Here is a 24,983-nt window from a genome sequence, read left to right as displayed (position 1 = left end):
AATTACCGTAGGCTGCTCCCCATGGAAAACGTGATCATTGAACCGCAGACCGGCCGGGCGCTTGAGGTGGCGCGCGGCAGCCTGATCGAGGTCGTCGACCTGGAAGGCCGTCAGGTCGGCGACATGTGGGCCATCGACAGCGGCGCTCCGGACCGCTGGCTGTCCACGGCGCACACCCGCGACCGGCTGGAGCGCCTGTTCCCCAAGACCGGCGAGGCGTTCACGGACCAGACCGGCGAGCCCATTCTGGAACTGGTCGCCGACACCTCGCCGGGCCCGCACGACATGCTCTACCCGCCGTGCAACGCCCCCTTGTACGAGGCCGAGGGGCTGTTCGGGCACCCCAACTGCCACGACAACTTCCTGGGCGCGGTGACGGCGGCGGGCCTGACGCTGCCGGTCGTCCCCGATCCGGTCAACCTCTTCCAGAACTCCCCGCCGCGGCCCGACGGCAGCCTGCCGGTCGGCACCGCGGCCTCCAAGGCGGGGGACGGCATCACCTTCCGCGCGCTGCGGGACCTGTGGTTCGTGCTCACCTCGTGCTCGGTGGACAACTGGCCGACCAACGACTACGTGTGCACGCCGCTGGCCGTACGGGTCACTCGCTGAGCGGCGGCCCGATCGGCTCGGTGTAGCAGAAGAAGATGACCGGACGGCGATCGGCGGGCTCGTCCTCGGCGTTCTCGCCCATCGACTGGTAGCGCATCACCAGGTCGTCGAGCTCGTCGTCGAAGCGGCTGAGCTCCTGCGCGGTCAGCCGCATCGGGCCCTTGCGGGCGAGGGTCGAGGCGTCCTGCCACTCCGGGGGCCAGGCGTGCATGGCGTTCACCCACTCGCGCATCCGCTCGGCCGTGGCGTCGATCAGCTGGAGCATCGTGGCCCGCGAGGCGACGCGGCCGACCGGGTCGTCGGCGAACTCCGATGGCGTCATCGACACGCTCTCGGTCGGCACCATCCGCCACCAGCGCTCGCGCCGATCGCGGGCCAGCTCGGGGACCTCCGCCACCAACCCGTGCAGCGCGAGCTGGCGCATGTGATAGCTGACCACGCCCACGGGCTGGGCCAGCCGCTCGGCGAGCATGCCCACCGTGGCCGGGCCCGTCTCGTGCACCAGCAGGAGCAGCCGCATCCGGAGGGGATGGCTGAGCGCCTTGAGCGTGCCGGCGTCCTTGGGGCCTAGGTGGCGGCGAGCCTGTTCCATGCCCGTCACCTTACTAGAAAGGTTGTACAAGGATTCTTGTACAACTATTGTCGTCGGTTGTGCAGCCGTTGAGAAAGAACCTCCGCTTCCAGCTGTTCTGGCTGGGCTCGGCCGCCTCGGGGCTGGGCTCGACCCTCACCCTGCTGGCCTACCCCCTGCTGGTGCTGGCGCTGACCGGCTCACCCGGCCAGGCCGGGCTGATCAGCGCGGTCAGCCTGGCCAGCGGGATGCTCTTCGCGCTGCCCGCCGGCGTGCTGGTGGACCGCTGGGACCGGCGCCGCGTCCTGCTCGGCGCCGACCTCGTCCGCGCCGCCACGATGGCGAGCGTCGCGCTGGCCGCCGCGAGCGACAGCCTGGTCCTGCCACACCTGGTGGCGGTGGCCATCGTGAACGGCGCCGCCGGCGCGATCTTCGAACCCGCCCACGCCGCCTCCCTCCGGACACTGGTGCACCGGGAGCAGCTACCCAGCGCCTACGCCCAGGAACAGACCCGCCAGCACGCCGCCGAACTGGCCGGGCCACCGCTGGGCGGCCTCCTGTTCGCCCTGGGCCGGGCCTTGCCCTTCGTCGTCGACGCCCTCACCTACGTGGTGTCCTTCGTCTGCGTGGCGCTCGTGCGCGTACCCCGGCGGCCGGAGGAGCCGGCCCCGCGGCAGAGCATGTACCAGGGGATCGCCGAAGCCGTCCGCTGGATGTGGGGCCGTCGCCTGCTGCGCGCCGTCTGCGGGCTGGTCCTGGCGGTCAACCTGGCGTTCAACGCGACCACGATCCCGCTGATCGTCCTGGTCGGCGCCCCGGAGCAGGTCGGCCTCGTCATGGCCGCCCTGGGCGTCGGCGGCCTCATCGGCGCCGCGATCTCCGGCCGCTTGATCAGGTCGCTGCCCACCGGCGCGCTCATGCTGGCCGGGTGCTGGTTCGTCACTCTCGCGCTGCCGTTGATGGTGCTGCCGGTCGGCTGGTACTGGCCCGCGAGCGTCCTGTTCGTCACCGGCCTGGTCGCGCCCGCTCTGAGCATCGCGCTGGTGGTCGAGGTCGCCCGATCCGTCCCCGACCACATGCAGGGCCGCGTCCAGTCGCTGCTCAACGTCGCCACCATGGGCATCACGCCGCTGGCCCCGCTGGTGGGAGGAGTCCTCACTCAGTTCGCCGGCGCCGTCCCCGCCATCCTCGTGATCAGCGGCTACCTCGCCATCTGCTGCGCCCTCGCCACCCTCTCCCCAACCCTCCGCCGCACCCCGGCCCTGACCGAGTAGCCCCTGGTCCGAACCGACCCCGGCACGGGATGACCTCACCCACCCGCCGCCCGACCCGACCTCGGCCACCTCCTCCGAGGCGACGTCGGCGGCCTTCATCTCGGCTGCCGGGGTTTCGATGGGTGGCCCGGGGTGGTGATCCCCGGGGCATGGTGCATGGGGGTCGCCATGCCCCGGGGGAGTCGCGGGAGCCGTACCGGCTAGGAGACGGTGACGCCGAGCAGGTGGCCGAGGCCGTACGTGACCGACGCGGCCGCGACGCCCAGGGCGAGCTGGCGCAGGCCGCCCAGCCACCACGGCCGCGCCGTCATCCGCGCCACCACCGCCCCGAACCCGAACAATCCCAGCAAGCTCAGCACCACAGCCACCACCATCCCGGAAGCCCCGAACAGGAACGGCGCCAACGGCACCAGCGCCCCCACCGCGAACGCGCCGAACGACGAGGCCGCGGCCAGGTACGGCGAGGGAAGATCGTCAGGGTCCACGCCGAGTTCCTCACGGACATGGACGCGCAGGGCCTGCTCCGGGTTGACCGACAGCCCGGCGGCGACCTTGGCGGCCAGGTCGGGTTCGAGGCCGCGGGCACGGTAGAGGGCGGCGAGCTCGGCCTGCTCGCCCTCCGGGTCGCGGGCCAGCTCACGGCGCTCCACGGCGATCTCCGCACGCATCAGCTCGGTCTGGGACTTCACCGACGTGTACTCACCCGCCGCCATCGAGCACGCCCCCGCGACCAGACCCGCGAACCCGGCCAGCACCGCCCCACGCCCGGCCCCCGCCGCACCGACCACTCCGGCGATCAACGCGAAGTTGGACACCAGCCCGTCCATCGCCCCGAACACCGCCGGTCGCAACCACCCGCCGGTGACATCGCGGTGGTGGCGATGTCTCTCTGGTGAGTACGGCGCGGCCAGCTCGACAGTCATGATTTCCTCCACATGATGACACCTTGTCGCCAAATCTAGGCATATTTCCGGAAGATCCGCAACGAAGGGGAGGCTAGCCTGACCTGCGGGAAGACCTGATGGTGACACCATGACGCGAACATCTTCCCGAAAACCAGGACGGTTCCCGAAGAAGCCACACAAGCTCCCTCACCCGCCACACCACACCACCAGCCCGGCACCAACCAACGCTCGCGCCGCCGGCCCGGCGTTGGCCGGCGCTCGTGCCGCCCACCGACGCACCCGGCCCAGCCAGCACACGTGGCACCGACCAACACGCGGGGCGTCGACCAACACGTGCGGCGTCGATTAACGCGCTTGACGCAACCAGCGCACGCGACCTGCGAGCCCTCAACGCCGGGTGCGGCACGCACGGACGTTGCGGGTGCGGTGTGAAGGGCGGGATGCCGGAACTGGGCGAGGGAACCGTGCCGAGCCCGAAAACCAGCTTGCCCCCATCACGCGATGAGCGGATGAGGGCAAGGGTCGCGTCGAGCGGGCCCGAGGGTGAGGACGGGGCGTCGGGCAAACCCAGGGTCCAGGGCAAGCCCAGGGCGAGCCCGGGGGTGGGGCCGGGATGGGGGTTAGACCGGGGTGGGGAGGGTGTGGGGGTGGGGGTCGGGCGTGGGGATGAGGCGGCGGCAGTCCGCTATGGCCGACTCCAGCAACGATCGCAGCACCTGGTCAGGATTGGGGATGCACGCCTGCACGATCCCCACCACCGACAACTGCACCGCGTTCGGCGCCGCGTACCGGCGGAAGCCCTTGTCGGTGATCCGCGCGGCCCGGCTGAACCTGCGCGCCTCGCGCGCCGTCTGCGGGACCTGTTCCATGGCGCGCCGGCTCATGGATGACAGCTGCCCGACCGGCCGCCCGTCGAGCCGGGCCAGCATCTGCTCGGCGGCCAGCACGGAGACGGCCAGGGCGAGCTGGCGTTCGGCGGCGGCCACGGGCAGGGCGGTGGTCGCGCAGCGCAGGGCGATCGTGGCGTCGACCCGCAGGTCGTCGCTGGACAGCCCGATGATGGACGGGACGAGTACGGCCAGGCCGTCGCGGTTCTCGTCGCCGGTGTTGTCGTTGACGAGCCGGGCGAGCGCGGCCAGCAGCGGGTGCGTGCAGGCCGGATGGTCGCTCCAGCGCTCTCCTGCCAGGTAGGAAGCCAGTTCCATGAAGCACGCGCCGCGTTTCGGATTGCGGTGCCTGCCTCGCGACAGAACCGGCATGTGGTCGAGGTGGTTGTCCACGGATGCTCCACTACTCCACGTTCGCCTGTCTTTCCAGTCTGCGCTCCTGTCGCGCGAGATGCCAGTGGTGGGAGGTCTTGAGAACGGAGTCAACTCGCTTGACAGTGATGGTGGGGAGTGATCCCATCAATACGAGTTAGGAAGTTTTCCTAACTATCACCCCCCATCAAGGAGGATCCATGCGCGTGTTAGCCGGCGCGCTTGTGGCGGCGTTACTGATGAGCGTGGCGGCGGCCGTGCCGGCCTCGGCCGCGCCGACCCGCCACGAAGCGGAGAACGCCACCATCTCTCAGGGCCTCGTGGAATCCAACCACGCGGGCTACTCCGGCACCGGTTTCGTCAACGGTGACAACGTGGCCGGAAGCTACACCGAGTTCACCGTCAACGCGGCGGCCGCGGGCCAGGCGGAGATCGTCATCCGCTACGCCAACGGCACCGCCGTCAACCGGGCCGCCGACATCGCCGTGAACGGCACCGTGGTCTCCGCGGCCCGCGCGTTCAACGGCACCGGCGCGTGGTCCACGTGGGCGAACTCCACGCTCACCGCGCCCGTGACCGCGGGCGCCAACAAGATCCGGATCACCTCCACGACGGCCAACGGCAACCCCAACCTGGACTACGTCGACGTCGAGGTGGCCGCGCCCAGCTCCGACCTGCAGGCCGAGGACGCCACGATCGTCCAGGGCGTGGTGGAGTCGAACCACCCCGGATTCACCGGCACCGGCTTCGTCAACTACGACAACGTCGTCGGCTCCTACGTGGAGTTCACGGTCAACGCGCCCACCGCCGGCAACTACGAGGTGAAGTTCCGCTTCGCCAACGGCACCGCCGCCGACCGGGCCATGGCCATCACCGCCAACGGCGGCGCGGCCCAGAACGTGAGCTTCCCCGGCACCGGGGCCTGGACCACGTGGGTGGAGAAGTCCGTGACCGCCTCGCTGATCGCGGGCGCCAACAAGATCAGGGCCACCGCCACCACCGTGAACGGCGGGCCGAACCTCGACCGGATCAGCACCACGGTGCCGCCCGACCCGGAGCCGCCGACCGCGCCGGGCAACTTCCGCATCGTGGGTGAGGTCCGTCCGAGCGCCGTGGACCTGGCCTGGGACGCCTCCACCGACAACGTGGGCGTCTCCAGCTACGTCATCTACAACGGCGGCAACGTGATCAAGACCGTGGGCGGCAACCAGACCACGGCCACGGTCACCGGCCTGACGCCGAACACCGGCTACGTGCTGAGCGTGCTGGCCTACGACGCGGCCGGGAACGGCTCGCCCGCCAGCAACAACGTCCCCTTCACGACCCCGCCGAGCGACGACCACCAGGCGCCGACGGTGCCGGGCAACCTGCGCGCCACCAACGTGGCCGCCACCAGCATCACGCTGGCCTGGGACGCCTCGACCGACAACGTCGAGGTCACCGGCTACAACGTCTACCGCGACGGCACGAAGTTCGCGACCGTGCCCGACCTGACCGCCACCGCGGACGGGCTCACGCAGAACACGCAGTACTCCTTCCAGGTCGAGGCGTTCGACGCCAACGGCAACATCTCGGCCAAGAGCGCCGCGCTGAGCGTCAGGACCTCGACGCAGGCGACCGGCGGCGACCCGGTCTTCGACCGTGACGTCACCAAGCTCGACCTGCCCTGGGGCATCGCGTTCCTGCCCGACGGCAGCGCGCTGGTCGCCGAGCGCGACCGGTTCGAGATCGTCCGGGTCACGGCCGCCGGCCAGAAGACCGTGGTCGGCAAGGTCACCGAGGCGGTCGGCACCGTCGGCGAGGGCGGCCTGCTCGGGCTCGCGCTGTCGCCGAACTTCGCCACCGACCACTACGTCTACGCCTACCACACCGCGTCCGGCGACAACCGGGTCGTGCGCTTCAAGTACGAGAACAACGCCATCGGCGCCCGCGAGCCGGTCGTGACCGGCATCAGCAAGGCCAAGTTCCACAATGGCGGCCGGATCAAGTTCGGCCCGGACGGGATGCTCTACATCACCACCGGCGACGCCCAGACGAGCAGCAGGGCGCAGGACCTCAACTCGCTCAACGGCAAGATCCTCAGGGTCACGCCGACCGGCGCCGGCGCTCCCGGCAACCCGTTCCCGAACGCCCCGCGCGTCTACAGCCTCGGCCACCGCAACCCGCAGGGCATCGCCTGGGACTCCCAGGGCAGGCTGTGGGAGTCGGAGTTCGGCGACGGCACCTGGGACGAGCTCAACATCATCCAGGCGGGCAAGAACTACGGCTGGCCGACCTGTGAAGGCACCTGCAGCGACAGCCGGTACGTCAACCCGGTCAGGACGTGGAGCGTCTCCAGCGCCTCCCCGAGCGGCCTGGAGATCGTCAACGACTGGATCTACATGGCGGCCGTGCGCGGCTCGCGCCTGTGGGTCATGAAGATCACCGGTAACACGACCGACACCCCGCGCGCCTTCTTCAACGGCAACTGGGGCCGGCTGCGCACCGTGGTCAAGACCCCCGACGGCGGCCTCTGGCTGACCTCGACCAACAACGACAAGAACGGGGGCACCCCCACCACCATCGACAACGACATCGTCAGGCTGAAGTTCGCCGGCCCGCCGTTCGCGCTGACCAGCACGGCCTTCGCGAACAACGGCAACATCCCGGCGCGCTTCACCTGCGCGCAGGACGGGGTGTCGGGCAACGACATCTCGCCGCAGCTGGCCTGGTCCACGCCGCCTGCGGGCACGCAGAGCTACGCGATCACCTTCATCGACACGGCCAACGGCGGCAAGCACTGGGCGATCTGGGACATCCCCGCCGCCAAGTCGTCGCTGCCGGAGGGGCTCGGGCTCGGGTACGAGGTGCCGAGCCAGGCTCCGGCCAAGCAGAAGGCGATGAGCAGCGGCAACAAGGCGCTGCAGTACTTCGGGCCCTGCCCGGGCGGCTCGACCCACAAGTACGAGTTCACGCTCTACGCGCTGGACACCGCGACGCTGCCGGGCGTGACCTCCGGCTCGTCGGTGGCGGCGGTGGAGACCGCGATCCTGGCCCGTGACCTGGCTTCGACCAAGCTGGCGGGCAACTCGAACGCGTCCACCCGCTGACCTGCGTCAATGGAGGGGCGGGAGGCACTCGCCTCCGGCCCCTCGAAACATCGGAGGAGTGGGAAGCGATCTCTCATAAGAGATCCCATCTTTGGCGGGAAAGGGCCCCCATGCACAGATCGACGCTGGCCATGATCTTAGTGGCCGGCCTGCTCGTCTGGCCCGGCCAGGCGGCATCCGCGGCCTCGGTCGTCTACGAGGCCGAGAGCGCGGCCATCGGCAACGGCGTGGTGGAGAGCAACCACGCGGGTTTCTCCGGCACCGGTTTCGTCAACAGCGCCAACGCGGCGGGCGCGTACGTCGAGTTCACCGTGACCGGCGCCGGTGACACCAACCTGGCCTTCCGGTACGCCAACGGAACGACCATCGCCCGCCCGGCCACGCTCACCGTCAACGGATCCACCATCGAGACACTCCAGTTCGCGGGCACCGGCGCCTGGACGACGTGGGACAACGAGACCGTCGCCGCCGTCCTCGCCCAGGGCGCCAACAGCGTCCGCCTCACCGCCACCACCGCCGCGGGCCTGCCCAACGTCGACGCCCTGACCGAGGGCGCGGAAGGCGGGGGCGGCACCGGCCCGATCGCCGACCCGATCCCGCAGAACCCCATCCAGTCCGACCTCGGCCTGGTCCTCACCGAGTACGCCCAGTTCCCCAGGACCGAACCCGTCCCCTCGCCCACCGACTCCCGCCTGCGCCGCCATGCCCGGATCAACCACCTGGGCCAGCTCGCCGACGGCCGCAGGTTCGTACCCGACCTCAACGGCAGGCTCTACACCCTGCCGGCCGGCGGCGGCACGCCCGGCGTGTACCTCGACGTCAGAGCCGCGGTCGGCGGCAACTTCTTCTCCGGCCGCGGCCTCGGCAGCGGGTTCGGCTTCGTCGCCTTCCATCCGGACTTCGCGGCCAACGGCCGCTTCTACACCGCGCACAGCGAGGCGTTCCAGGCGCTGAGCACCCAGCGCGCCGACTGGACGCAGTCCGGCGCGGTCGTGCAGAGCGTGGTCACGGAGTGGACGGCGAGCGACCCGGCGGCGCCCGTCTTCAGCGGCACCCGCAGGCAGCTGCTCCGCCTCGGCTTCGGCACCTACATCCACGGAATCCAGCAGATCGACTTCAACCCCAACGCCACGCCGGGCAGCCCCGACTACGGCCTGCTCTACGTGGCCGCGGGCGACGGCGGCAGGGGCACGAGCAGCACCGTGCCGCAGGCCCGCAACCAGCCGTTCGGCAAGATCCTGCGGATCGACCCGCGCGGGAGCGACAGCGCCAACGGCCGGTACGGCATCCCGGCCGGCAACCCGTTCACCGGTCAGCCGGGCACCCTCGGCGAGATCTACGCCCTGGGCATGCGCGACCCGCACCGCTTCAGCTGGGACCGCGGCGGCAGCGGCCGGATGTTCCTCGGGCACATCGGCGAGCACGACATCGAGGCCGTCTACGACGTGCGGGCCGGCGACAACTTCGGCTGGAGCGAGCGCGAGGGCGCCTTCCGCTTCGACCGGAGCGAACCCTGCTACCTCTACCCGCTGCCCGCCGACGACAGCCGGTTCGGCTACACCTACCCGGTCGCCGCCTACGACCACAACGGCCCGCCCGGCTGTACCGGCGACCTCGGCCGGGCCATCGCCGGCGGCTTCGTCTACCGGGGCGCCGCGCTGCCCGCCCTGCGGGGCAAGTACCTGTTCGGGGACCTCGTGCAGGGCTGGATCTTCGCGACCAACGAGATCGAGATGACCCGCGGCGGCACCGACCTCGCGCCGCTGCACCAGCTCAAGATCTACAACGCCGCCGGCAGCCAGGTCACCATGCAGACGCTGGCCGGCAACTCCCGCGTTGACCTGCGCTTCGGCATGGACCGCGCGGGAGACCTGTTCGTGCTGTCCAAGGCCAACGGCAAGATCTGGAAGGTGACCGGCACCCGCTGATCACCAGACCAGGTGGAGCGCCTCCGGGGCGCGATGGATCAGCGTCGGCGCCATCGTGACCTCGGGGCTCTCCAGCCGGATCCCGGGCAGCCTGCGGATCAGCTCCTCCAGCGTGATCCGCAGCTGCTCGCGGGCCAGCTGCGAGCCGGGGCAGCCGTGCACGCCGTGGCCGAAGCCGAGGTGGCGGGCGGGCGGCCGGGTGATGTCGAACCCTCCCGCGCCGTCGCGGCCCGCGGAGCCGTAGGAGACGAAGACCGTGTCCCCGGCCTTCAGCTCGGTTCCGGCGAAGGTGAGCGGGCGGGTGACCGTACGACGGAAGCCCTGCACGGGCGCCTCGAAGCGGGCGGTCTCCTCGATCGCGGCCGCGATGAGCTCGGGGCGCGCGCACAACGTCTCCCACTGTGCGCGATCCCGCAGCAGATGGTGTACGGCGGAGCCGATCAGCGCGGTCGTGGTCAGGTGTCCGGCCAGCAGGAGGTTCTGCAGGTTGGAGACGATCTCGTTGCGTTCCTCGGTGGTGAGCAGGGCGGTGCCGGGGGCCAGCGCCCGCACCATCTCGGTGGTCAGGTCGTCGCGCGGTTCCTTCCTGCGGGTGCGGGCGTAGCCGTCGAGCAGGTGCTGGAGCCGGACGATGTCGCGGGCCGCGGCGGCCTGCTCGTCGTCGGTCATGGGCTGGAACAGCAGGTCCTCGGCCCGGTTCCCGGCTTCGACGGCCGGCCGTACATCGGCTGGGTCGAGGCCCATGAGGTGGCCGATGACGTCGGCGGCGAGCGGACGCGCGTACGCCGACATCCACTCCACGCGGCCGTCGGCGGCGAAGGCGTCGACGAGCTCGGCGGCGCGGCGGGCGATGAACGGCACGGCGGCGGCGACCCGCGCGGGCGACAGGCCGCGCACCAGCGGCTTGCGCAGGCGGCGGTGTTCCTCGCCGTCCCTGCTCAGCACCGCGGGCCGGCCGCCGAAGCCCTTGACCAGCTCGCTCAGCGCGGAACGGCGCGGCAGGTGGTCGGGCCGGAGCGCGCCCTCGGAGGAGAACTCCTCGGGGCGGCCGAGCACCTCGCGCACGTCCTCGTAGCGGGAGACCAGCCACGCCTGCAGCTCCGGTACGAAGGTGAGGCCCGGTTCGCGCCGGGCGGCTTCGTAGGCGGGGAACGGGTCGCGGTAGAAGGCCTGGAGATCCACAAGCCCCATCTTCGCCCAGACCTACCTATCTCGGACCATGAAATTTTCTTTTAGTTCACCCCTGGGTCTTGAAAGTTATATCCGCGAGCGATTGAGTTCGGGGCGTGATCACCCTCAAAGTCGTGGCCGCCGCGGCCTTGGTGTTAACAGCGGCACTCGACCCCCAAGCTCCCGTCGAGGACGCGCCCCCCGCGTCGTCCTACCCGCCCCCCTCCACGCTCCTCGCGGCCCCCGCCCCGAAGCACCTGGAGACGGCCAAGAAGAGCAGGCCGGTGGCGCCCGGCATCACCTTCACCGCCTTCGACCGCTACGACGCGGCAGGCTGGCTGCGCGCCGACGCGCTGTCGGCGGACCTGTCCGGCGGCGTCAAGGCCGGTTACCTGAACTCGGGCGAGGTCTCCAAGACCGAGCCGCTGTCCGGCCCCGCCAAGCGCGCCCGCGCGGTCGCGGCGGTCAACGGCGACTTCTTCGACATCAACCGCTCGGGCGCCGCGCTCGGCATCGGCGTCCAGAAGGGCACGCTCGTCCAGTCGCCCACCAGCGGCTGGAACAACGCGGTCGCCCTCACCGGCGAGGGCGTCGGCCGCGTGCTCAAGATGTACTTCGAGGGCAGCGCCACCCCGCCGAGCGGCGCCCCGATCGCCCTCACCCAGTTCAACCAGCTCATCCAGGACAACGGCGTGGGCCTGTTCACCCCGCTGTGGGGCAGCCACGCGCGGGCCCGCGCGGTCGAGGGCGCGGCCAAGGTCACCGAGGTCGTCCTCACCGGCGGCGCGGTCACCGAGGTCCGCACCACCGCGGGCAGCGGCCCGATCCCGGCCGGCACCACGATCCTGCTCGGCAGGGACGCCGGGGCCGACGCCCTCGCCGCGCTCAAGCCCGGCGACAAGATCGACGTCAAGTATCAGCCCAAGCCGTCGGACGGCGGCCAGGTCGAGACCGCCATCGGCGGCAACTACGTCCTGGTCAAGGACGGGGCCGTGCAGAACTCCACCGACCAGGCGGCGCACCCGCGCACCGCGGTCGGCTTCTCCGCCGACGGCAGGAAGATGTACCTGCTCACCGTCGACGGCCGCCAGGCCGACAGCCGCGGCGTCACGCTGAACGAGCTGGCCGCCATGATGATCGAGCTCGGCGCCCACAACGCGCTCAACCTCGACGGCGGCGGCTCCTCCACGATGCTCGCCCGCGAGCCCGGCGCCGCCGAGCCCCAGGTCGAGAACAGCCCCTCCGACGGCGGCGAGCGCCCCGTCCCCAACGGCCTGGCTCTCTACGCCCCCGAGGGCAGCGGCAAGCTCAAGGGCTTCTGGCTGGAGACCGCGAGCGACCCCGCCAAGGCGCCCGGCGTCGGCCCCGTCACCGGTGGCCGCCCCGACCGCGTCTTCCCCGGGCTCTCGCGGCGGCTGAGCGCCGCCGGTTTCGACGAGACGTACGGCCCCGCCGCCGGAACCCCGAGCTGGCGCTCCAAGCCGGTCGTGCACGGAATCGTCGACCACAAGGGCGTCTTCCGCGCCCTCGTCCCCGGCCAGACCACCGTCACCGCCTCCCGCGGCGACGCCAAGGGCACGCTGGAGCTGACCGTGCTCCAGCCGCTTACCCGCCTCGGCGCCACCACCGACCGGGTCGGCCTGGCCGCGGCGCAGGCCACCGGCACGTTCGGCCTCGTCGGCTACGACCGCAACGGCAACTCCGCGCCCATCGAGCCGGGCGACCTGTCGCTCGACTACGACCGCGCGCTGTTCGAGGTCACGCCCAACCCCAACGGGTTCTTCACCGTGAAGGCCAAGCAGGACAAGGGCGCCGGGCTCATCACCGCCAAGGTCGGCCGCGTCACCACCGCCGTGCCCGTGACCGTGGGCACCGAGGAGCAGAACGTCGCCGCCTTCGACGACGCCGGCTCCTGGACCTTCGCCGCCGCACGGGCCACCGGCTCGCTGTCGGCCGCGCCCGGCCAGAGCGGCGGCGGGCTCAAGCTGACCTACGACTTCACCCAGTCGACGGCCACCCGGGCGGCGTACGCCAGCCCGCCGCAGCAGATCGTGGTGCCGGGCCAGGCGCAGGCGTTCGGGCTCTGGATCAACTCCACCGGCAAGGGGGAGTGGCCTTCGCTGGAGTTCTACGACGCCCAGGGACAGTCGCAGATCCTGCGCGGGCCGTACCTGACCTGGACCGGGTGGAAGTACGTGGAGTTCCAGGTGCCGCCCGGGGTGTCCTACCCGCTGAAGCTGCGTCGTTTCTACGTGGCCGAGACGAAGGCGGACGCTTCGTACACCAACGAGATCCTCATCGACGGGCTCGTGGCCAAGGTGCCGCCGCCGGTGCAGGCGCCGCCGGCGGAGAAGATCGCCGATCCGGTGGTGAAGGCGTCGGTGGAGGCGATGCCGTGGCGGTTCGCGGTCATGTCGGACGCCCAGTTCGTGGCGCGTGACCCGGACAGCGACATCGTGCGCAACGCCCGCCGTACGCTGCGGGAGATCAAGGCGGCCAAGCCGGACTTCCTGCTGATCAACGGCGACCTCGTGGACGAGGCGTCGCCGGCGGACTTCGCGCTGGCCAAGAAGATCCTCGATGAGGAGCTGGGCGGTGAGCTGAAATATCAGTACATCCCGGGCAACCATGAGGTGATGGGTGGCAAGATCGACAACTTCCGGGCGGTCTTCGGCGACACCTACCGCAGCTTCGACCACAAGGGCACCCGGTTCGTCACGCTCGACACCTCGCGGCTGAACGTGCGCGGTGGCGGCTTCGACCAGGTCGCCCTGCTGCGCGAGCGACTCGACGCGGCCGCCAAGGACCCGGCGATCGGGTCGGTGGCGGTGCTGTTCCACGTGCCGCCGCGCGACCCCACACCGGGCAAGGGCAGCCAGCTCGGCGACCGCAAGGAGGCGGCGCTGGTGGAGCAGTGGCTGGCCGACTTCCAGCGGGAGACCGGCAAGGGCGCCGCCTACATCGGGGCCCACGTCGGGACCTTCCACGCGTCCCGGGTGGACGCGGTGCCGTACTTCATCAACGGGAACTCCGGCAAGAACCCGGCCACCGCGCCTGACGACGGCGGCTTCACCGGCTGGTCTTTGTGGGGCGTCGACCCCGTCACCCCGCGCGAGGCCGAGCACGTGCGGCGCAACTGGTTCGTCGACGCGCCCGCGTGGATCGGCGCCCAGGTACGCCCGCACGTGGACGAGCTCACGCTGACCGCGCCCGCCACCGTGGTCGTGGGCCGGCCGGCGGCGGTCACCGCGGCCGTCAAGCAGGGCGCCCGCCAGGTGCCCGTCGCCTATCCGGTGTCGGCGTCGTGGAGCGGCTCGCCCGCGCTGCACATCGGCGCGCGCTCCGGCGCCCGGCCGTGGCACAAGGCCGTCCTCGACCCCGCGACCGGCACCCTGACCGCGCTGCGGGAAGGCTCGATCGTGGTGGCGGTGACGGTCAACGGCGTCAAGCGCGAGGGCACAGTGGCCCTGACCGCCAAAGCCGCCGCCTGACCCTTAACCCGAGCTCCTACCCCGACCTTCCGCGGTGATGAGAACGCCCGGCGGCCGCAGCCGCCGGGCGGTTTCATGACAGCGCGTATCAAGCGATCATTAATCGCGATTCGCTAGGTTAACCGGCCATGACCCGACTGAGTCCGCGCCTGGGACCGCTCACCCCCCGCCAGCACTGGCGCAGAGCCCGGCTCCAGGCCTACTCGTGGCTGCTGACCGGCGCGTACCGGCTCGGCGCCATGCACCCGGCGGTGTGGAAGTTCGTGGCCCGCTCCTACCACCCCGTGCTGGACCGGCTGGCCGCCCGGCACGCCCGCGTGGCCTGCCAGTTCGCCGCCGTGGACGTGCCCGCCTACCGCGACTTCCTGCGCGAACGCGGCGCCGGACAGGCCAGCCGCCTGGCCGACTTCCCCGAGACCACCAAGCAGAACTACGCCGGCGCCTACGACGAGCGCAGCCGCTGCCAGGAGGGCAGGCTGCATCGGCCGGGCGTGATCGTGGACGAGTCATCGGGTTCGAGCGGCAAGCCGTACAACTGGGTGCGCGGCCCACGCGAGCTCAAGGGCATCTACCGCAACGCGGCGGGCTACATCGAACTGGTCTTCCCCGGCCGCCGCCTGTTCGTGATCAACGCGTACTCGATGGGCGCCTGGGCCACCGGCACCACCACGGGCACCGCCATGGCCCGCATAGCGATGGTGAAGAACACCGGCCCCGACCTGGAGAAGATAGCCGACACCCTCCAACATTTCGGCCCCGGCTACGACTACGTGGTGGCCGCGTACCCGCCGTTCCTGAAACACCTGCGCGACCGCCTGGACGCCAGCGGCTTCCCCTGGACGGACTACCGCATCCGCGGCATGGTCGGCGGCGAGGGCATGACCGAGGCGCTGCGCGACTACCTGGAGGAGCGCTTCGAAGAGGTCCGCTCGGGCTACGGCGCCAGCGACCTCACCATCGGAATGGGCGCGGAGACCGGCTTCACGGTACGGCTCCGCAAACGCCTGGCCACCGACCGCCACCTACGCGAAACCCTGCTGGGCCCCGACGAGCAACGCCTCCCCATGATCTTCCACTACAACCCGCTGGAGACGTTCCTGGAGGTCAACGACTCCGGCGAACTCCTGTGCACGATCAACACCAAAAGCTGCCTGCAGCCCAAGCTCCGCTACAACGTGGGCGACGAAGCCCTGCTACGAACACTTCCCGAAGTAAAACGAGCCTTGGGCCCCGAATACGCGGGCATGTGGACCGACGAGCGCATGAACCTGCCGCTGCTGTTCCTGTTCGGCCGCAAGGACTCAACAATCTCGTACATGGGCGCGAATCTTTACCCGCAGGACGTCGAGTACGGCCTCTACAAAGGCAACCCCTACGCGGCCTCGATAGCCCGCTTCTGCCTGTCACTGGAAGAACTACCCGGCCTCGAATACCGCCCCGTCATCAACATCGAACTCCGCGAGGACGCCACCACCGACCGCGAGGCGTTGACCGACATCTGCCGCAAGGGCGTAGTGGCCCATCTGAGCCACGTCTCCCGCGACTTCGCAGAATCCCTCAAGGAAGACCCGACAGCGGCCGACCTCCGCGTGAAACTCTTCAACCACGGCGAAGGCCCCTTCGCCAACCTCACCAAAATGAAAAACGTCTACCTCGTCTGAGCTTCACCATGGATCGGCCACCGCGAGCACAACCGCCCTGACCCGTGCTGCTCCTCTAACAGTTGCTCCATCCTCCACCCCAGCTGGGGTTGGTGTTGAGCATCCTGCCGCGCGCACCGGGATTTCCGTCGTAGAGCTCAAGCCGGTACTCGGAATAGAGTCCCGTCGTCGACTTCTGGAATTGCTTCCCCCAGGGCACCGTGCCGCTGGCCACCGTACGTCTGCTGACGATGTCCACGAGCTTCCACCGCACAGAAGAGCCGACCCCGCTGACGTAGCAGTTGCGCACCTCGGTCCACATGACATTGCCGGGCGTGGGCATGATGCCTGTATTGCATTCCTGCGCGAAGACCTTAATCGTGCAGGTCGTGGTGGCCGCTTGGGCGGTTTGGCCCGGCAGAACGGTGAACGTGATCAATGCGGCCGCAGCCACGATCGATGCGGTCGTGCTCTTTTTCATGGAAATGTTCCCATCGGGAGGAGGGAATGTGGGACGTGGCCACGATAGCGAGCACCGCTTTTGTTTCGCTTTAGACCTCGGACAGTCCGGCGCGCGGGTTTAAGGATTCAGCGGCTCATTATGGTTTCGCGGTCGACGCGGGACGGTTTTTCGGGGGTGCGCACGTGGTAGGCGTTGACGGTTCGGGGATGCCCGATGCCGGGATCGCCGCCGAGGGCGGGTTCCTGCCCGGCCCGCATGACAAGCTCGCCGGTCCGACCTTCCGGGAGTGGCTCGACAGCCGACCCTGAGCCGGCCTGGTTCCCGGGGCGGCTTCGGGAACCAGGCCGGAGCGCCACGACCGGTGAGATCATCGGCCTGCCGGCCAGGGGTCCCGACTGGTCTGCCACACCGGGGGCTACAGGCCGGTCATCACCAGGCTCATGTAGTACCAGTAGTCGCTTCCGAAGATGTGCTGCGGGACGTAGGTGATCTGGCCGGTGGACAGCGTGGCGAGGCGGAGCCCCACGCGGTGACCGAGCCGAGGTGCTTGCCCTGGCCGACGGCGGGCGGGGTGACCTCGCGCAGGCTGAACAGCGCCGATCCGGTGGTGCCGATGGTGGTGGTCGGGTTGGCGAAGTTGCCGGAGTAGGCGCGGTCACCGTTGTCCATGGGGACGTACTGGTTGCCGCTGGGGTACATGTACCCGGCGAGGTTGATCCGGATCTCGTCGCCGTTGTTCTCGTCCACGTCGTAGGCGTCCACGTAGTTCAGTTCCACCCGGCACGTGGCGGCCGTCGCGTCGGCGGGCGAGGCCGCCGCGACGGCCAGGCCCGCTATCAGTGCGAGCGCGGGTAAGAGCCTGTGAGATCGCATGCCGTTCTCCTCTGTTGACCGGCGTTTCATGCCGAAACGCCGGCATCTCAGAGTGCGGCGGCAGCGTGTGCGGGTCAGTGGCCGAATGCGCACTCCATCCACGCTCTTTTACTCGTTCGTACGGCCGGCTCGTCGTGCCGCCGCCAGGCAGGAGAGGCGCTTCGCCACCGCACCCGCGCATCGATCAGGAATCGAGAAGCGCCGGCCGATCCCCTCGCAATAACGTGACGCGGGTAGTCACGGAACGAAATCAGCGAGGAGCCGATACGATATGGCGAAGACACAAAGGATCGTCTACTGGTTTTCCACCGTCGGGCTCGCATCGGGACTGGTCGGTTCCGGAGTCCAGCAACTCCTGAGGATGGAGGGCAGGGAGGCGTTGGCGCCGCCTTATGCCTGGGGCATGGCCGAACTGGGCTACCCCGTCTACCTTCTCACGATCCTGGGCGTGTGGAAGCTCCTGGGGGCGCTGGCGATTCTGCTTCCCAAGTATCCGCTGCTCAAGGAATGGGCGTACGCGGGCATGGTCTTCCTGTTCACCGGAGGGCTTTTCTCGCACATCGCCACGGGCAACTCCTGGTATGAACTGGTTCCGGCACTTCTTCTTCTCATTCTCGCGATCGCGTCATGGCATTTCAGGCCGGAGAGCAGAAGGCTGGTGACGCGATAGGCCGTGGTCGCGCGGTTCAGCAGCCGCCGATCCGGCAGAGCTTGGCGGCCATCCGCTCGGCGTCCTTGGCGTGCTGGGCGATGGTGCGCAGGGCCTTGGCGTCGTTGCGCAGGTCCCAGTACAGCGCGACCGCGGCACCCTTGCGGACCGCCACGAACTTCTGCACCTGCGAGACCGCCCCCGGCTGCTTGACCGTGCGCGCTCCGCCCACCGCGCTGTCGCCGACCGTCTGCAGGATGACCTTGACGCCCTCGCATCGCGCCATGCGCGCGTGCATCTGCTTGATCATTTTCTCTGCCCCGCGGATGTCGGCGAAGAGGAAAACCTGCTCGCCACGGGAGGAGTGGGTTTTCTCGTTGCCGTCGTTCTTCGGATTGAAGGTGACGTCACGCCGGTCGATCCAGCCTTTGAGGCTGGCATTGGAGCACTGAATGTTGTTGACCTCCGCCAGGTCGCGCTCCTTGCCCTCGTTGACGTACCAGTGCTTGTTTTTCACGTCCTGGCGCGCCTGCTTCTCGTAAAGCAGGAAGTTCTTCGGAATCGACCGGCTCTCGGCCACCGCCGCCTGACTCGTGAGTATTCCCGCCACCGCGACCCCGGCCATCACCAAAGAAATCCGCACGTGTGTCATCCCCCTTTTTCATGTGGATCTTTCGCAAGGTTGGATGACACCTCCCCGGGAAAAGTTCGGACCCGATCGAGAATTCGGTCACGGCGGCGCGCGTACCGCCTGGCGCGAGGTGAAAACGGCGTTTGACGGCGAACTCCGACGCGGGAGGCGACGGCCGCGGGCTCCAGCAGGAATCGGTCGGCCATGGTCGTGCGCCACCAGGCCAGGCCGGCGAGGGCGCCGACGCGGCGGTCCGCGCCCGGTCGGCCGGCGTCGCGGCCCACCCGGTCACGCCGGACTCCCCACCGCGATGCGTAAGTCGGAATTCGGGTTTCCTTGTAGATTCCCAAGCATGACCTTGGATGACCTACGGGTCTTCCTCGCCGTGTGCGAGGCGGGCAATCTCAGCGCGGTGGCCAGAACCATGTCGTGCAGCCAATCGGCGGTCAGCCAGCACATCAGGCGGCTGGAGCGTGAGGTCGGCCTGGCCCTGTTCGAACGGCTGCCGCGCGGAGTCGCCCTGACTCCTGCCGGACGCGTGCTCCGCCGAGGCGCCGCCGATGGCCTCGGCGGCCTGGACGCGACACTGCGGCTGCTGTCGGAGATGGAACGCGGCGAAGGCGGAACCGTACGGATCACCACGGGCGCCACGAGCGTGCGGCATTTCCTGGCAGAGGGGGTGGCGGCCTTCCGGGCGCGCCACCCCGAGGCGGTGCTGGAGTTCCAGACAGGCCATTCCAGCACGCAGTGCATGGAAGCTGTCCGCGACCACGACGCCGACCTGGCATGGGTGACGATGGGGCCGCCCGTGCACGAGGTCGAGCAACGGCCCGCCTTGGAACTGCCGTGGGTGCTGGCCGTACGCGACGACGACCCGCTGGCTTCCCGCACCCACCTCGAACCCGCCGACCTGGCCGCAATCCGGTACATCGAGCTGCCCGAGCGCTCCACCTCGCGCACCTGGCTGGAGACACACCTGGCCGGTCACGGGATACGGCTGGCCGCCAGCGCCGGGGTCGCGGACTGGGACACCGCTCTCCTGCTGGCGGAACTCGGCATCGGCCATGCCCTCGTCCCGGCGATGCCCGGATGGGGCCGGCGGCTGCGGCCCATCGCCATCCCCTGGCTGCCCGCGCTGACGGTCGGCTGGGCGGTCCGCCAATGGCGGGCCCTGAGCCCGCTCGTGCTGGAATTCGCCGAGACCGTGAGCGGGAGTGCCGGGGGCACGGCAGTCGCCGATCATCCAAGGTAGGGCTTGGGTATCTGCAAGGAGATCGGAGGATTGACTTGCCTGTTCTGCCGCCCGACGATGTGACGCGGGGCGGCAACCCGGCGACTTCGGGTGCCGACCCCGCCCCATCGAACAAAGGGAGCGTCGCTTGGTCACCCCACTCGACCTGTTGATCGACCTGGGAGCCGGCGACGTCGAGCACCCGGGCGGCACGCTGCTGGCCCATCTGCTGCGGGTCGAGGCGCGGCTGGGGGAGTGGGGAGCCGATCAGGCGGTACGGCGGGCGGGACTGTGCCACGCGGTCTACGGCACCGACGGGTTCGGCACCGCGCTGCTGGAGTTGTCCGAACGCGCCGTCGTCCGGCGGGTGATCGGCACGCAGGCGGAAGAACTGGTGTACTTCTATGCGTCCTGCGACCGAGGCGCCCTCACCGCCGATCGATTCCGCGACCGTTTCACCGGCACGCTCCACCGCCCCCGGCCGGATCTCCTGCGCTCGTTCATGGAGATCACCGCCGCCAACGAACTGGACGTCGCCGAGCACAGCGCCGAGATCAGAAGACGGCACGGCGCCGCCCTGAGCGAGTTCTTCGACGACCACCGCGCACTGCTCAGCGAGGAGGCGGCACGGACCTGCCACGCCTTCCACTGGACCGGGCCTTAGGTCATCTACGGCGGCGCTGTTCGTGGATCAGCAGCCACACCAGATAGCCGCCACCGGCGCCCTTCCCGGCCGAGCCGATCAGATAGACGCCGAGCGTCGCGGCCAGAGCGTCGGCGAACGCGAACCACAGGTATCCGCCGACCGAGCCCACCCCGAACACGGCGATGCCGATCGCGACCGACAGCGCCGCCCCGGCGTTCACACCCGGCAGGCCCGGGTCGGCGAGCGGGTTGCGGGTCAACGCCTGGATCAGCGCGCCCGACGCGCCGAGCGCGGCGCCGGCCAGCAGCCCGGCGGCCGTGTGCGGAAGACGGAGGTCACGCACGATGTGGTGTTCGTCCGACCCGTCGTAGTCGGTGAGCGCCCCGGCGATCGCCGTCGATCGGCTTGGCCCCGACGGCGATGCTCAAGATCGCCACCATCACCAGGGCTACCACGGCGACGACCAGCCACAACGTCCGCGCCGCCCGGGACCGCGCGGGCCCTGTCCCTACAGCGTGAGTGCCGGGTGCCGGGCTCATGAGGCGGCGGTGATCCGTGCCCTCAACGCCGGCCCGGCTGACGCGTCGGCGATCCGCCCCTCGCCGAAGAGCAGCGCGTCGAGGTCGTTGAGCACCCAGACCTGGTTCAGCGGGCCGACTCCGAACCAGGCGGAGAAGTCCACCTCGCCGGTCCGCGATCCCGAGGTGTCGAGCAGCGGGTTCTTGAACGGGGACGGAGCCCCGAACGAGACCGAGCCGGCGAACGCGACGATGATCTCGGCCTTGTGCTCGCCGAGGTTCTCCGGCGACAGGTTCTCGTATCCCCACTCGTTGCCCTTGAGCGCCTGCTGAGGGGGACGCCTCAGGCCGAGATCGGTAAGGATCGGGCCGAAGCCGCGGGCGTTGCCGTACACGCAGAAGGCGTCTTCACCACAAGCGGACAGTGCCGATACGGCGGCGCCCGCGAACTCCGAGGCCTTGACGTGGCGCGCCAGATCGGTGCGCGCCGTCGTGAGACGCCGGGCCACGGCGGCGGCCTCGGCCCGGTGGCCCGTGATCGCGCCGAGGGTGTCGAGCGTGTCCTCCAGCACGGGCAGGCCGGGCAGGATCACGACCGGCGCGATCTCGCGCAGCTGGGGGACGATCGTGTCGCTGCCGGTGTTCGGCAGGCCGACGACGAGCTCCGGCGCGGCGGCGGCGATGAGTTCGGCCTTGCCGGTCTCGACCAGCTTGACCCCGGCCTTCGTCAAGATCGTGTAGGCGGCGGACACGAAGGGGTCGGTGGCGTAGCCGTACTTTGAGTATCGCCCGCGCGATCGCGACACGCTGGCGTTCGCCGCCCGAGAGCTGGGCGCCGGCCTCGCCCACGCGGGTGGCCCAGCCGTCGGGCAGCCGCTCGATCACCTCGTCGAGCCGCGCGGCGGCGGCCGCCTCGTCGAGCTCGTGCCGGCTCGCGTCGGGGTGCGCCAGGCGCAGGTTGTTCTCGATGGTGTCGTCGAACAGGTAGACGTCCTGGAGGACGATGGCGATCTCGTCGAGCAGGGCGCCCTGATCGAGGTCGCGGACGTCGACGCCGCCGACGCGCACGCATCCCGTGTCGACGTCGAAGAACCGGGCGATGAGCCGCGTCACCGTCGTCTTCCCGGAGCCCGAGGGCTCGACGAGCGCGGAGCTACTGAGCTGACCCGGTCTGGCTGCCGCAGAACGCTGTCTTGACGAGGTCGTTCAGCAGCTTCGGGTACTTGGTGAAGTCGAAGGCGGCGTCGCCGGCCGTCAGTGAGGCGGTCAGGGTCTTGCTGCCGTCGGGTGTGCTGTACATCAGCGCCGCGTAGCCGCTGGGCGGGCTGCCGTTGTGGTTGATGACGGTGCCGCAGGCCGGGCCGAGGTTCTGGACGAACACGCCGAGGCCGTAGTTGCCGTAGAGGGGGTCGCTCTTCGGGTGCGGCTCGCGCATCTCGGCCAGCAGTTTGGCGGGCAGGAGCTTGCCGCTGTTCAGCGCGGAGAAGAACGTGTGGAGGTCCTTGGTGGTCGAGAGCATGTCACCGGCTCCGGCCAGCAGGGAGAGGTTCTGGCGGGAGACGTCGGCCACCTTCCACTGGCCGGCGTCCTGGTAGCGGAAGTAGCCGTGGGCGTACGGCGCGGGCAGCTGCGTCCGGTTGCCGGGCACCATGGTGCCCTTCAGGCCGAGCGGTCCCACGATCCGTCGCTTCAGCTCCGTCTCGAACGAGCGGCCGGTGACCTTCTCGATCAGCAGCCTGGTCAGCGTGTAGTTGGTGTTGGAGTAGCCCCAGGTCGCCCCCGGCTCGAACCGGGCCGGCTTGGACAGCGCGAACCGCACCAGTTCCTCCGGCCGGTACGAGCGGAAGCGGTTGTCCAGCCACTCCTTGCCCGTCGCGGGGAGTCCCGGAACCCATGATCCGTCGGGGTCGAGGTCGCCGGTGTAGTTGAACAGTCCGCTGGTGTGCTGCAACAGCATGCGTACCGTGATCCGGCGGTCCAGCCCGAGCTTGGGCAGGTAGCCGGCCACCGGGGCGTCGAGCCCGATCTTGCCCTCGGCGGCCAGTTGCAAGGCCACGGTCGCGTGGAAGGTCTTGGTGACGCTGCCCACCCAGAAATGCCCGTTCGCGGGCGGCTTCGCGCTCGTGCCGAGCTTGCGCTGACCTGCGGTGCCGACCCACTGGCCCCGCTCGTCGTTCACGCGCACCTGAACCCCGAGGAATCCGGCGTCGACGAACGTCTGGATGGCCTTGCGCAGCTCTGGACGATCCTTTCCGGTGGCGGCCACCGCGGGTGTGGCCGACCCGGCCAGCAGTGCGGCCATCAGCGCCGTGACCGCCGCGCGGTGGTAGGCGCGCGGCCTCTTGTCGGTAGGACTCATGGATGTTTCCTCGCTTCGCGATAGTACGTGTCTTGTGCAACTCGAAAGCTACGTTGCGTTCACAGTCACGTCAATCACAAGTAAGGCATTTGCCCAGGTAAAAGGCGATAAAGTGGTGCAATGACGCTGAGGCCTAAAGCAACGCTGTGTTGCAACGAATGATGGCTAAGGCAACAGTGACACCACCCGGCGTTGTCCGGGGACTCGGCCGGGCCGACCCGCGAGCTGAAGGGTCAGCCCGGCATCACAGATTCACCATGGGGCGTGACCGCACCAGTGTGAGGCGAAGTAGGTGTCCTTCGTGTCGCCATCCGACCCGCCGTCGTTGTCCGCCCACCAATCCCACAGGTATTTCCCGGTAATCGAGTCCCTGCCGAATTCACGGATGTAGTGATTGCCGGTGTCGTGCGAGTGGCCGCGGGCACTGACCATGGGATCTCCGCCGGGACTGTCATTGATCCGGAGATCGACTCGCCCAGTATCAGGGCGACCGATCGCGGGAGTCTTTACCAGGGCGGGCAGTGTTCCTTGTCAATGAGCGCATCTGACGCCCGGCCTTGATCGGTGCTGCCGCGACGACTAGCCTGAGCGCCTTGTCGCCGGAAGGCGGGGCCGGGCGATCGCATCACGGGGGAAGAGGATGAGTGCGGAAGAGGATTTCCACCAGGTTGGCGCCGAACTGGCCGACCTGGGTGTGCGGATCTCCAGGATGATGGGGAGCCCGGCGCTCAAGGATCAGGTGGGGAAGGTGTTCGCGAGCCTGCAGCGTGACGGCGCGATGGTGTTCCGGCTGGTCAGGGACACCCCCGAGCACGCGGCCGCGCTCGAGCTGCCCGGAGCGTCACTGTTCGACCCCTCGGGGCAGGGCAGGACCATGAAGGACTGGGTGGTCGTGCCCCACTCCGCGGCCGGGCAATGGACGGATCTGGCCGAGGCCGCCCTCAGCCGCCCGCGCTGATCAGCGCCGGGCGCAGGGGCCGGAACGCGTCGTGACAAAGCGTTAGTCTTGACTCGCGCCGCCGCCCGCGTCGCGCGGAGCCGTTCCACAGGACCAGGATGGACGCATGTCGGGAGAGACTTCACCCAGCGGTAAGCCCGCGGTGCGCGCCTCCCACGCGGACCGGGACCGCGTGGTGGAGGTGCTCCGGATCGCGGCGGGAGAGGGCCTGCTGAGCGCGGAAGAGCTGGACGAGCGCGTGGAAGCCGCCCTGTCGGCACGGACCCTGAGCGAGCTGACGCCGCTCACCGCCGACCTGCCGCCCGTCTCGGCCACAGCCGGTACTGCGGTCGCCGAGGTCAAGGACCTGGTCCGGATCGAACAGGTCCACAGCGGGGCGATCGAGCGCACGGGCCGCTGGGTGGTTCCGCGGAGGCTGGAGCTCGCGGTGACCTACTGCGCCGTGACGCTCGACTTCACCGACGCGGTGATCACACACGACACGTTGCGGATCGACGTGAGCATGGCGGGCAAGACCCTGACGCTGGTCACGAAGCCGGGCATCGTGGTCGACACCGACGGCCTGCAGCTGGTGCACAGCAAGGTCAAGCACCACCGCGGCCCCGAGGCGCCGGTCACCCTGCGGGTGGTGCTGGTCGGTCAGAAGGTTCACGGCCGCGTGGTGGTGCGGCCACCGCGCCGGACGTTCGGGCAGTGGCTGATGCGCAGGGCTTGACCTT

The 24,983-nt window shown here is 69.7% G+C and carries 21 protein-coding genes and 1 pseudogene; 11 read left to right on the top strand and 11 right to left on the bottom strand.

Annotated elements, in window-relative coordinates:
• The first annotated feature begins 21 nt into the window (after nt 1-21).
• A complete protein-coding gene (locus tag HNR40_RS20330) occupies nt 22-609 on the top strand; it encodes a DUF1989 domain-containing protein (RefSeq protein ID WP_184963533.1) in 588 nt (195 codons plus the stop codon).
• Here HNR40_RS20330 and HNR40_RS20325 read toward each other — a convergent pair.
• Nucleotides 599-1,201 (bottom strand): ArsR/SmtB family transcription factor, encoded by a 603-nt coding sequence (locus HNR40_RS20325; protein WP_184963531.1) that lies wholly within the window; start codon nt 1,199-1,201, stop codon nt 599-601. The two genes, HNR40_RS20330 and HNR40_RS20325, sit on opposite strands and share 11 nt — an antisense overlap.
• Nucleotides 1,202-1,260: 59 nt before the next feature.
• Here HNR40_RS20325 and HNR40_RS20320 point away from each other — a divergent pair, with 59 nt between their 5' ends.
• Nucleotides 1,261-2,454: an MFS transporter gene (locus tag HNR40_RS20320; protein WP_312896442.1), complete on the top strand. Its 1,194-nt coding sequence runs from the start codon at nt 1,261-1,263 to the stop codon at nt 2,452-2,454.
• A 200-nt stretch (nt 2,455-2,654) separates the two neighbouring features.
• On the opposite strand, the gene HNR40_RS20315 is transcribed toward HNR40_RS20320, so the two are convergent.
• Nucleotides 2,655-3,377, bottom strand: a complete 723-nt coding sequence (locus tag HNR40_RS20315; protein ID WP_184963526.1) for a VIT1/CCC1 transporter family protein — start codon at nt 3,375-3,377, stop codon at nt 2,655-2,657.
• A gap of 602 nt (nt 3,378-3,979) precedes the next feature.
• Nucleotides 3,980-4,639, bottom strand: a complete 660-nt coding sequence (locus tag HNR40_RS20310; protein ID WP_312896441.1) for a hypothetical protein — start codon at nt 4,637-4,639, stop codon at nt 3,980-3,982.
• 179 nt (nt 4,640-4,818) lie between these two features.
• On the opposite strand from HNR40_RS20310, the gene HNR40_RS20305 reads away from it, so the two are divergent.
• Together HNR40_RS20305 and HNR40_RS20300 are read left to right on the top strand one after the other, a co-directional pair.
• Complete coding sequence (locus HNR40_RS20305) at nt 4,819-7,707, top strand: YbhB/YbcL family Raf kinase inhibitor-like protein (RefSeq protein WP_184963524.1); 2,889 nt, start codon at nt 4,819-4,821, stop codon at nt 7,705-7,707.
• A gap of 110 nt (nt 7,708-7,817) precedes the next feature.
• Nucleotides 7,818-9,635, top strand: coding sequence for a PQQ-dependent sugar dehydrogenase (locus tag HNR40_RS20300; protein WP_221340611.1), 1,818 nt, complete (start codon nt 7,818-7,820; stop codon nt 9,633-9,635).
• Here the strand turns inward: HNR40_RS20300 and HNR40_RS20295 are convergent, their stop codons facing one another.
• A complete protein-coding gene (locus tag HNR40_RS20295; RefSeq protein ID WP_376773481.1) occupies nt 9,636-10,817 on the bottom strand; it encodes a cytochrome P450 in 1,182 nt (393 codons plus the stop codon). It lies immediately after the preceding gene.
• A gap of 104 nt (nt 10,818-10,921) precedes the next feature.
• Here HNR40_RS20295 and HNR40_RS20290 point away from each other — a divergent pair, with 104 nt between their 5' ends.
• Both HNR40_RS20290 and HNR40_RS20285 read left to right on the top strand, forming a co-directional pair.
• Nucleotides 10,922-14,296: a phosphodiester glycosidase family protein gene (locus HNR40_RS20290; protein ID WP_184963521.1), complete on the top strand. Its 3,375-nt coding sequence runs from the start codon at nt 10,922-10,924 to the stop codon at nt 14,294-14,296.
• A 128-nt stretch (nt 14,297-14,424) separates the two neighbouring features.
• On the top strand, nt 14,425-15,957 hold the full coding sequence (locus tag HNR40_RS20285; protein WP_184963519.1) for a phenylacetate--CoA ligase family protein: 1,533 nt from the start codon (nt 14,425-14,427) through the stop codon (nt 15,955-15,957).
• A gap of 55 nt (nt 15,958-16,012) precedes the next feature.
• Here HNR40_RS20285 and HNR40_RS20280 read toward each other — a convergent pair whose 3' ends face one another.
• Nucleotides 16,013-16,417, bottom strand: coding sequence for a hypothetical protein (locus tag HNR40_RS20280; RefSeq protein ID WP_184963517.1), 405 nt, complete (start codon nt 16,415-16,417; stop codon nt 16,013-16,015).
• Between the two features lie 420 nt (nt 16,418-16,837).
• Complete coding sequence (locus HNR40_RS20275; RefSeq protein ID WP_184963515.1) at nt 16,838-17,272, bottom strand: hypothetical protein; 435 nt, start codon at nt 17,270-17,272, stop codon at nt 16,838-16,840.
• Nucleotides 17,273-17,543: 271 nt separating this feature from the next.
• Between HNR40_RS20275 and HNR40_RS20270 the strand changes: the two genes are divergently transcribed.
• Nucleotides 17,544-17,942, top strand: a complete 399-nt coding sequence (locus HNR40_RS20270) for a DoxX family protein (protein ID WP_184963513.1) — start codon at nt 17,544-17,546, stop codon at nt 17,940-17,942.
• A 16-nt stretch (nt 17,943-17,958) separates the two neighbouring features.
• Here the strand turns inward: HNR40_RS20270 and HNR40_RS20265 are convergent, their stop codons facing one another.
• The gene (locus HNR40_RS20265; protein ID WP_184963511.1) at nt 17,959-18,564 is read right to left on the bottom strand and encodes a hypothetical protein; all 606 of its coding nucleotides are present in this window, start codon (nt 18,562-18,564) and stop codon (nt 17,959-17,961) included.
• A gap of 340 nt (nt 18,565-18,904) precedes the next feature.
• On the opposite strand from HNR40_RS20265, the gene HNR40_RS20260 reads away from it, so the two are divergent.
• Complete coding sequence (locus HNR40_RS20260) at nt 18,905-19,804, top strand: LysR family transcriptional regulator (RefSeq protein WP_184963509.1); 900 nt, start codon at nt 18,905-18,907, stop codon at nt 19,802-19,804.
• 127 nt (nt 19,805-19,931) lie between these two features.
• The gene (locus tag HNR40_RS20255) at nt 19,932-20,447 is read left to right on the top strand and encodes a DUF6817 domain-containing protein (RefSeq protein WP_184963507.1); all 516 of its coding nucleotides are present in this window, start codon (nt 19,932-19,934) and stop codon (nt 20,445-20,447) included.
• 1 nt (nt 20,448) lies between these two features.
• Here HNR40_RS20255 and HNR40_RS20250 read toward each other — a convergent pair whose 3' ends face one another.
• From HNR40_RS20250 to HNR40_RS20235, 4 genes and pseudogenes are all read right to left on the bottom strand, one after another.
• Nucleotides 20,449-20,820, bottom strand: coding sequence for an iron chelate uptake ABC transporter family permease subunit (locus HNR40_RS20250; protein ID WP_184964190.1), 372 nt, complete (start codon nt 20,818-20,820; stop codon nt 20,449-20,451).
• Between the two features lie 144 nt (nt 20,821-20,964).
• Complete coding sequence (locus HNR40_RS20245) at nt 20,965-21,753, bottom strand: ABC transporter substrate-binding protein (protein WP_184963505.1); 789 nt, start codon at nt 21,751-21,753, stop codon at nt 20,965-20,967.
• Between the two features lie 31 nt (nt 21,754-21,784).
• A pseudogene (locus HNR40_RS20240) lies at nt 21,785-22,060 on the bottom strand (ABC transporter ATP-binding protein); the annotation flags it as partial.
• A gap of 40 nt (nt 22,061-22,100) precedes the next feature.
• A complete protein-coding gene (locus HNR40_RS20235; protein ID WP_184963503.1) occupies nt 22,101-23,306 on the bottom strand; it encodes a serine hydrolase domain-containing protein in 1,206 nt (401 codons plus the stop codon).
• 640 nt (nt 23,307-23,946) lie between these two features.
• Here HNR40_RS20235 and HNR40_RS20230 point away from each other — a divergent pair.
• On the top strand, nt 23,947-24,264 hold the full coding sequence (locus HNR40_RS20230; RefSeq protein ID WP_184963500.1) for a hypothetical protein: 318 nt from the start codon (nt 23,947-23,949) through the stop codon (nt 24,262-24,264).
• A gap of 106 nt (nt 24,265-24,370) precedes the next feature.
• Nucleotides 24,371-24,979, top strand: coding sequence for a DUF1707 SHOCT-like domain-containing protein (locus HNR40_RS20225; RefSeq protein WP_184963498.1), 609 nt, complete (start codon nt 24,371-24,373; stop codon nt 24,977-24,979).
• Nucleotides 24,980-24,983 lie beyond the last annotated feature (4 nt).

It is taken from the genome of Nonomuraea endophytica (assembly GCF_014203235.1).
GTDB lineage: Bacteria > Actinomycetota > Actinomycetes > Streptosporangiales > Streptosporangiaceae > Nonomuraea > Nonomuraea endophytica.
Note: the sequence above shows the minus strand (reverse complement) of the source record. Positions and strands in the feature narration are given on the sequence as shown.

Coding starts and splice junctions, on each gene's coding strand:
- HNR40_RS20225 (WP_184963498.1), top strand. CDS start 24,371: ATGTCGGGAGAGACTTCACCCAGCGGTAAGCCCGCGGTGCGCGCCTCC.
- HNR40_RS20330 (WP_184963533.1), top strand. CDS start 22: ATGGAAAACGTGATCATTGAACCGCAGACCGGCCGGGCGCTTGAGGTG.
- HNR40_RS20270 (WP_184963513.1), top strand. CDS start 17,544: ATGGCGAAGACACAAAGGATCGTCTACTGGTTTTCCACCGTCGGGCTC.
- HNR40_RS20275 (WP_184963515.1), bottom strand. CDS start 17,272: ATGCGATCTCACAGGCTCTTACCCGCGCTCGCACTGATAGCGGGCCTG.
- HNR40_RS20325 (WP_184963531.1), bottom strand. CDS start 1,201: ATGGAACAGGCTCGCCGCCACCTAGGCCCCAAGGACGCCGGCACGCTC.
- HNR40_RS20305 (WP_184963524.1), top strand. CDS start 4,819: ATGCGCGTGTTAGCCGGCGCGCTTGTGGCGGCGTTACTGATGAGCGTG.
- HNR40_RS20235 (WP_184963503.1), bottom strand. CDS start 23,306: ATGAGTCCTACCGACAAGAGGCCGCGCGCCTACCACCGCGCGGCGGTC.
- HNR40_RS20260 (WP_184963509.1), top strand. CDS start 18,905: ATGACCTTGGATGACCTACGGGTCTTCCTCGCCGTGTGCGAGGCGGGC.
- HNR40_RS20285 (WP_184963519.1), top strand. CDS start 14,425: ATGACCCGACTGAGTCCGCGCCTGGGACCGCTCACCCCCCGCCAGCAC.
- HNR40_RS20230 (WP_184963500.1), top strand. CDS start 23,947: ATGAGTGCGGAAGAGGATTTCCACCAGGTTGGCGCCGAACTGGCCGAC.
- HNR40_RS20280 (WP_184963517.1), bottom strand. CDS start 16,417: ATGAAAAAGAGCACGACCGCATCGATCGTGGCTGCGGCCGCATTGATC.
- HNR40_RS20300 (WP_221340611.1), top strand. CDS start 7,818: ATGCACAGATCGACGCTGGCCATGATCTTAGTGGCCGGCCTGCTCGTC.
- HNR40_RS20315 (WP_184963526.1), bottom strand. CDS start 3,377: ATGACTGTCGAGCTGGCCGCGCCGTACTCACCAGAGAGACATCGCCAC.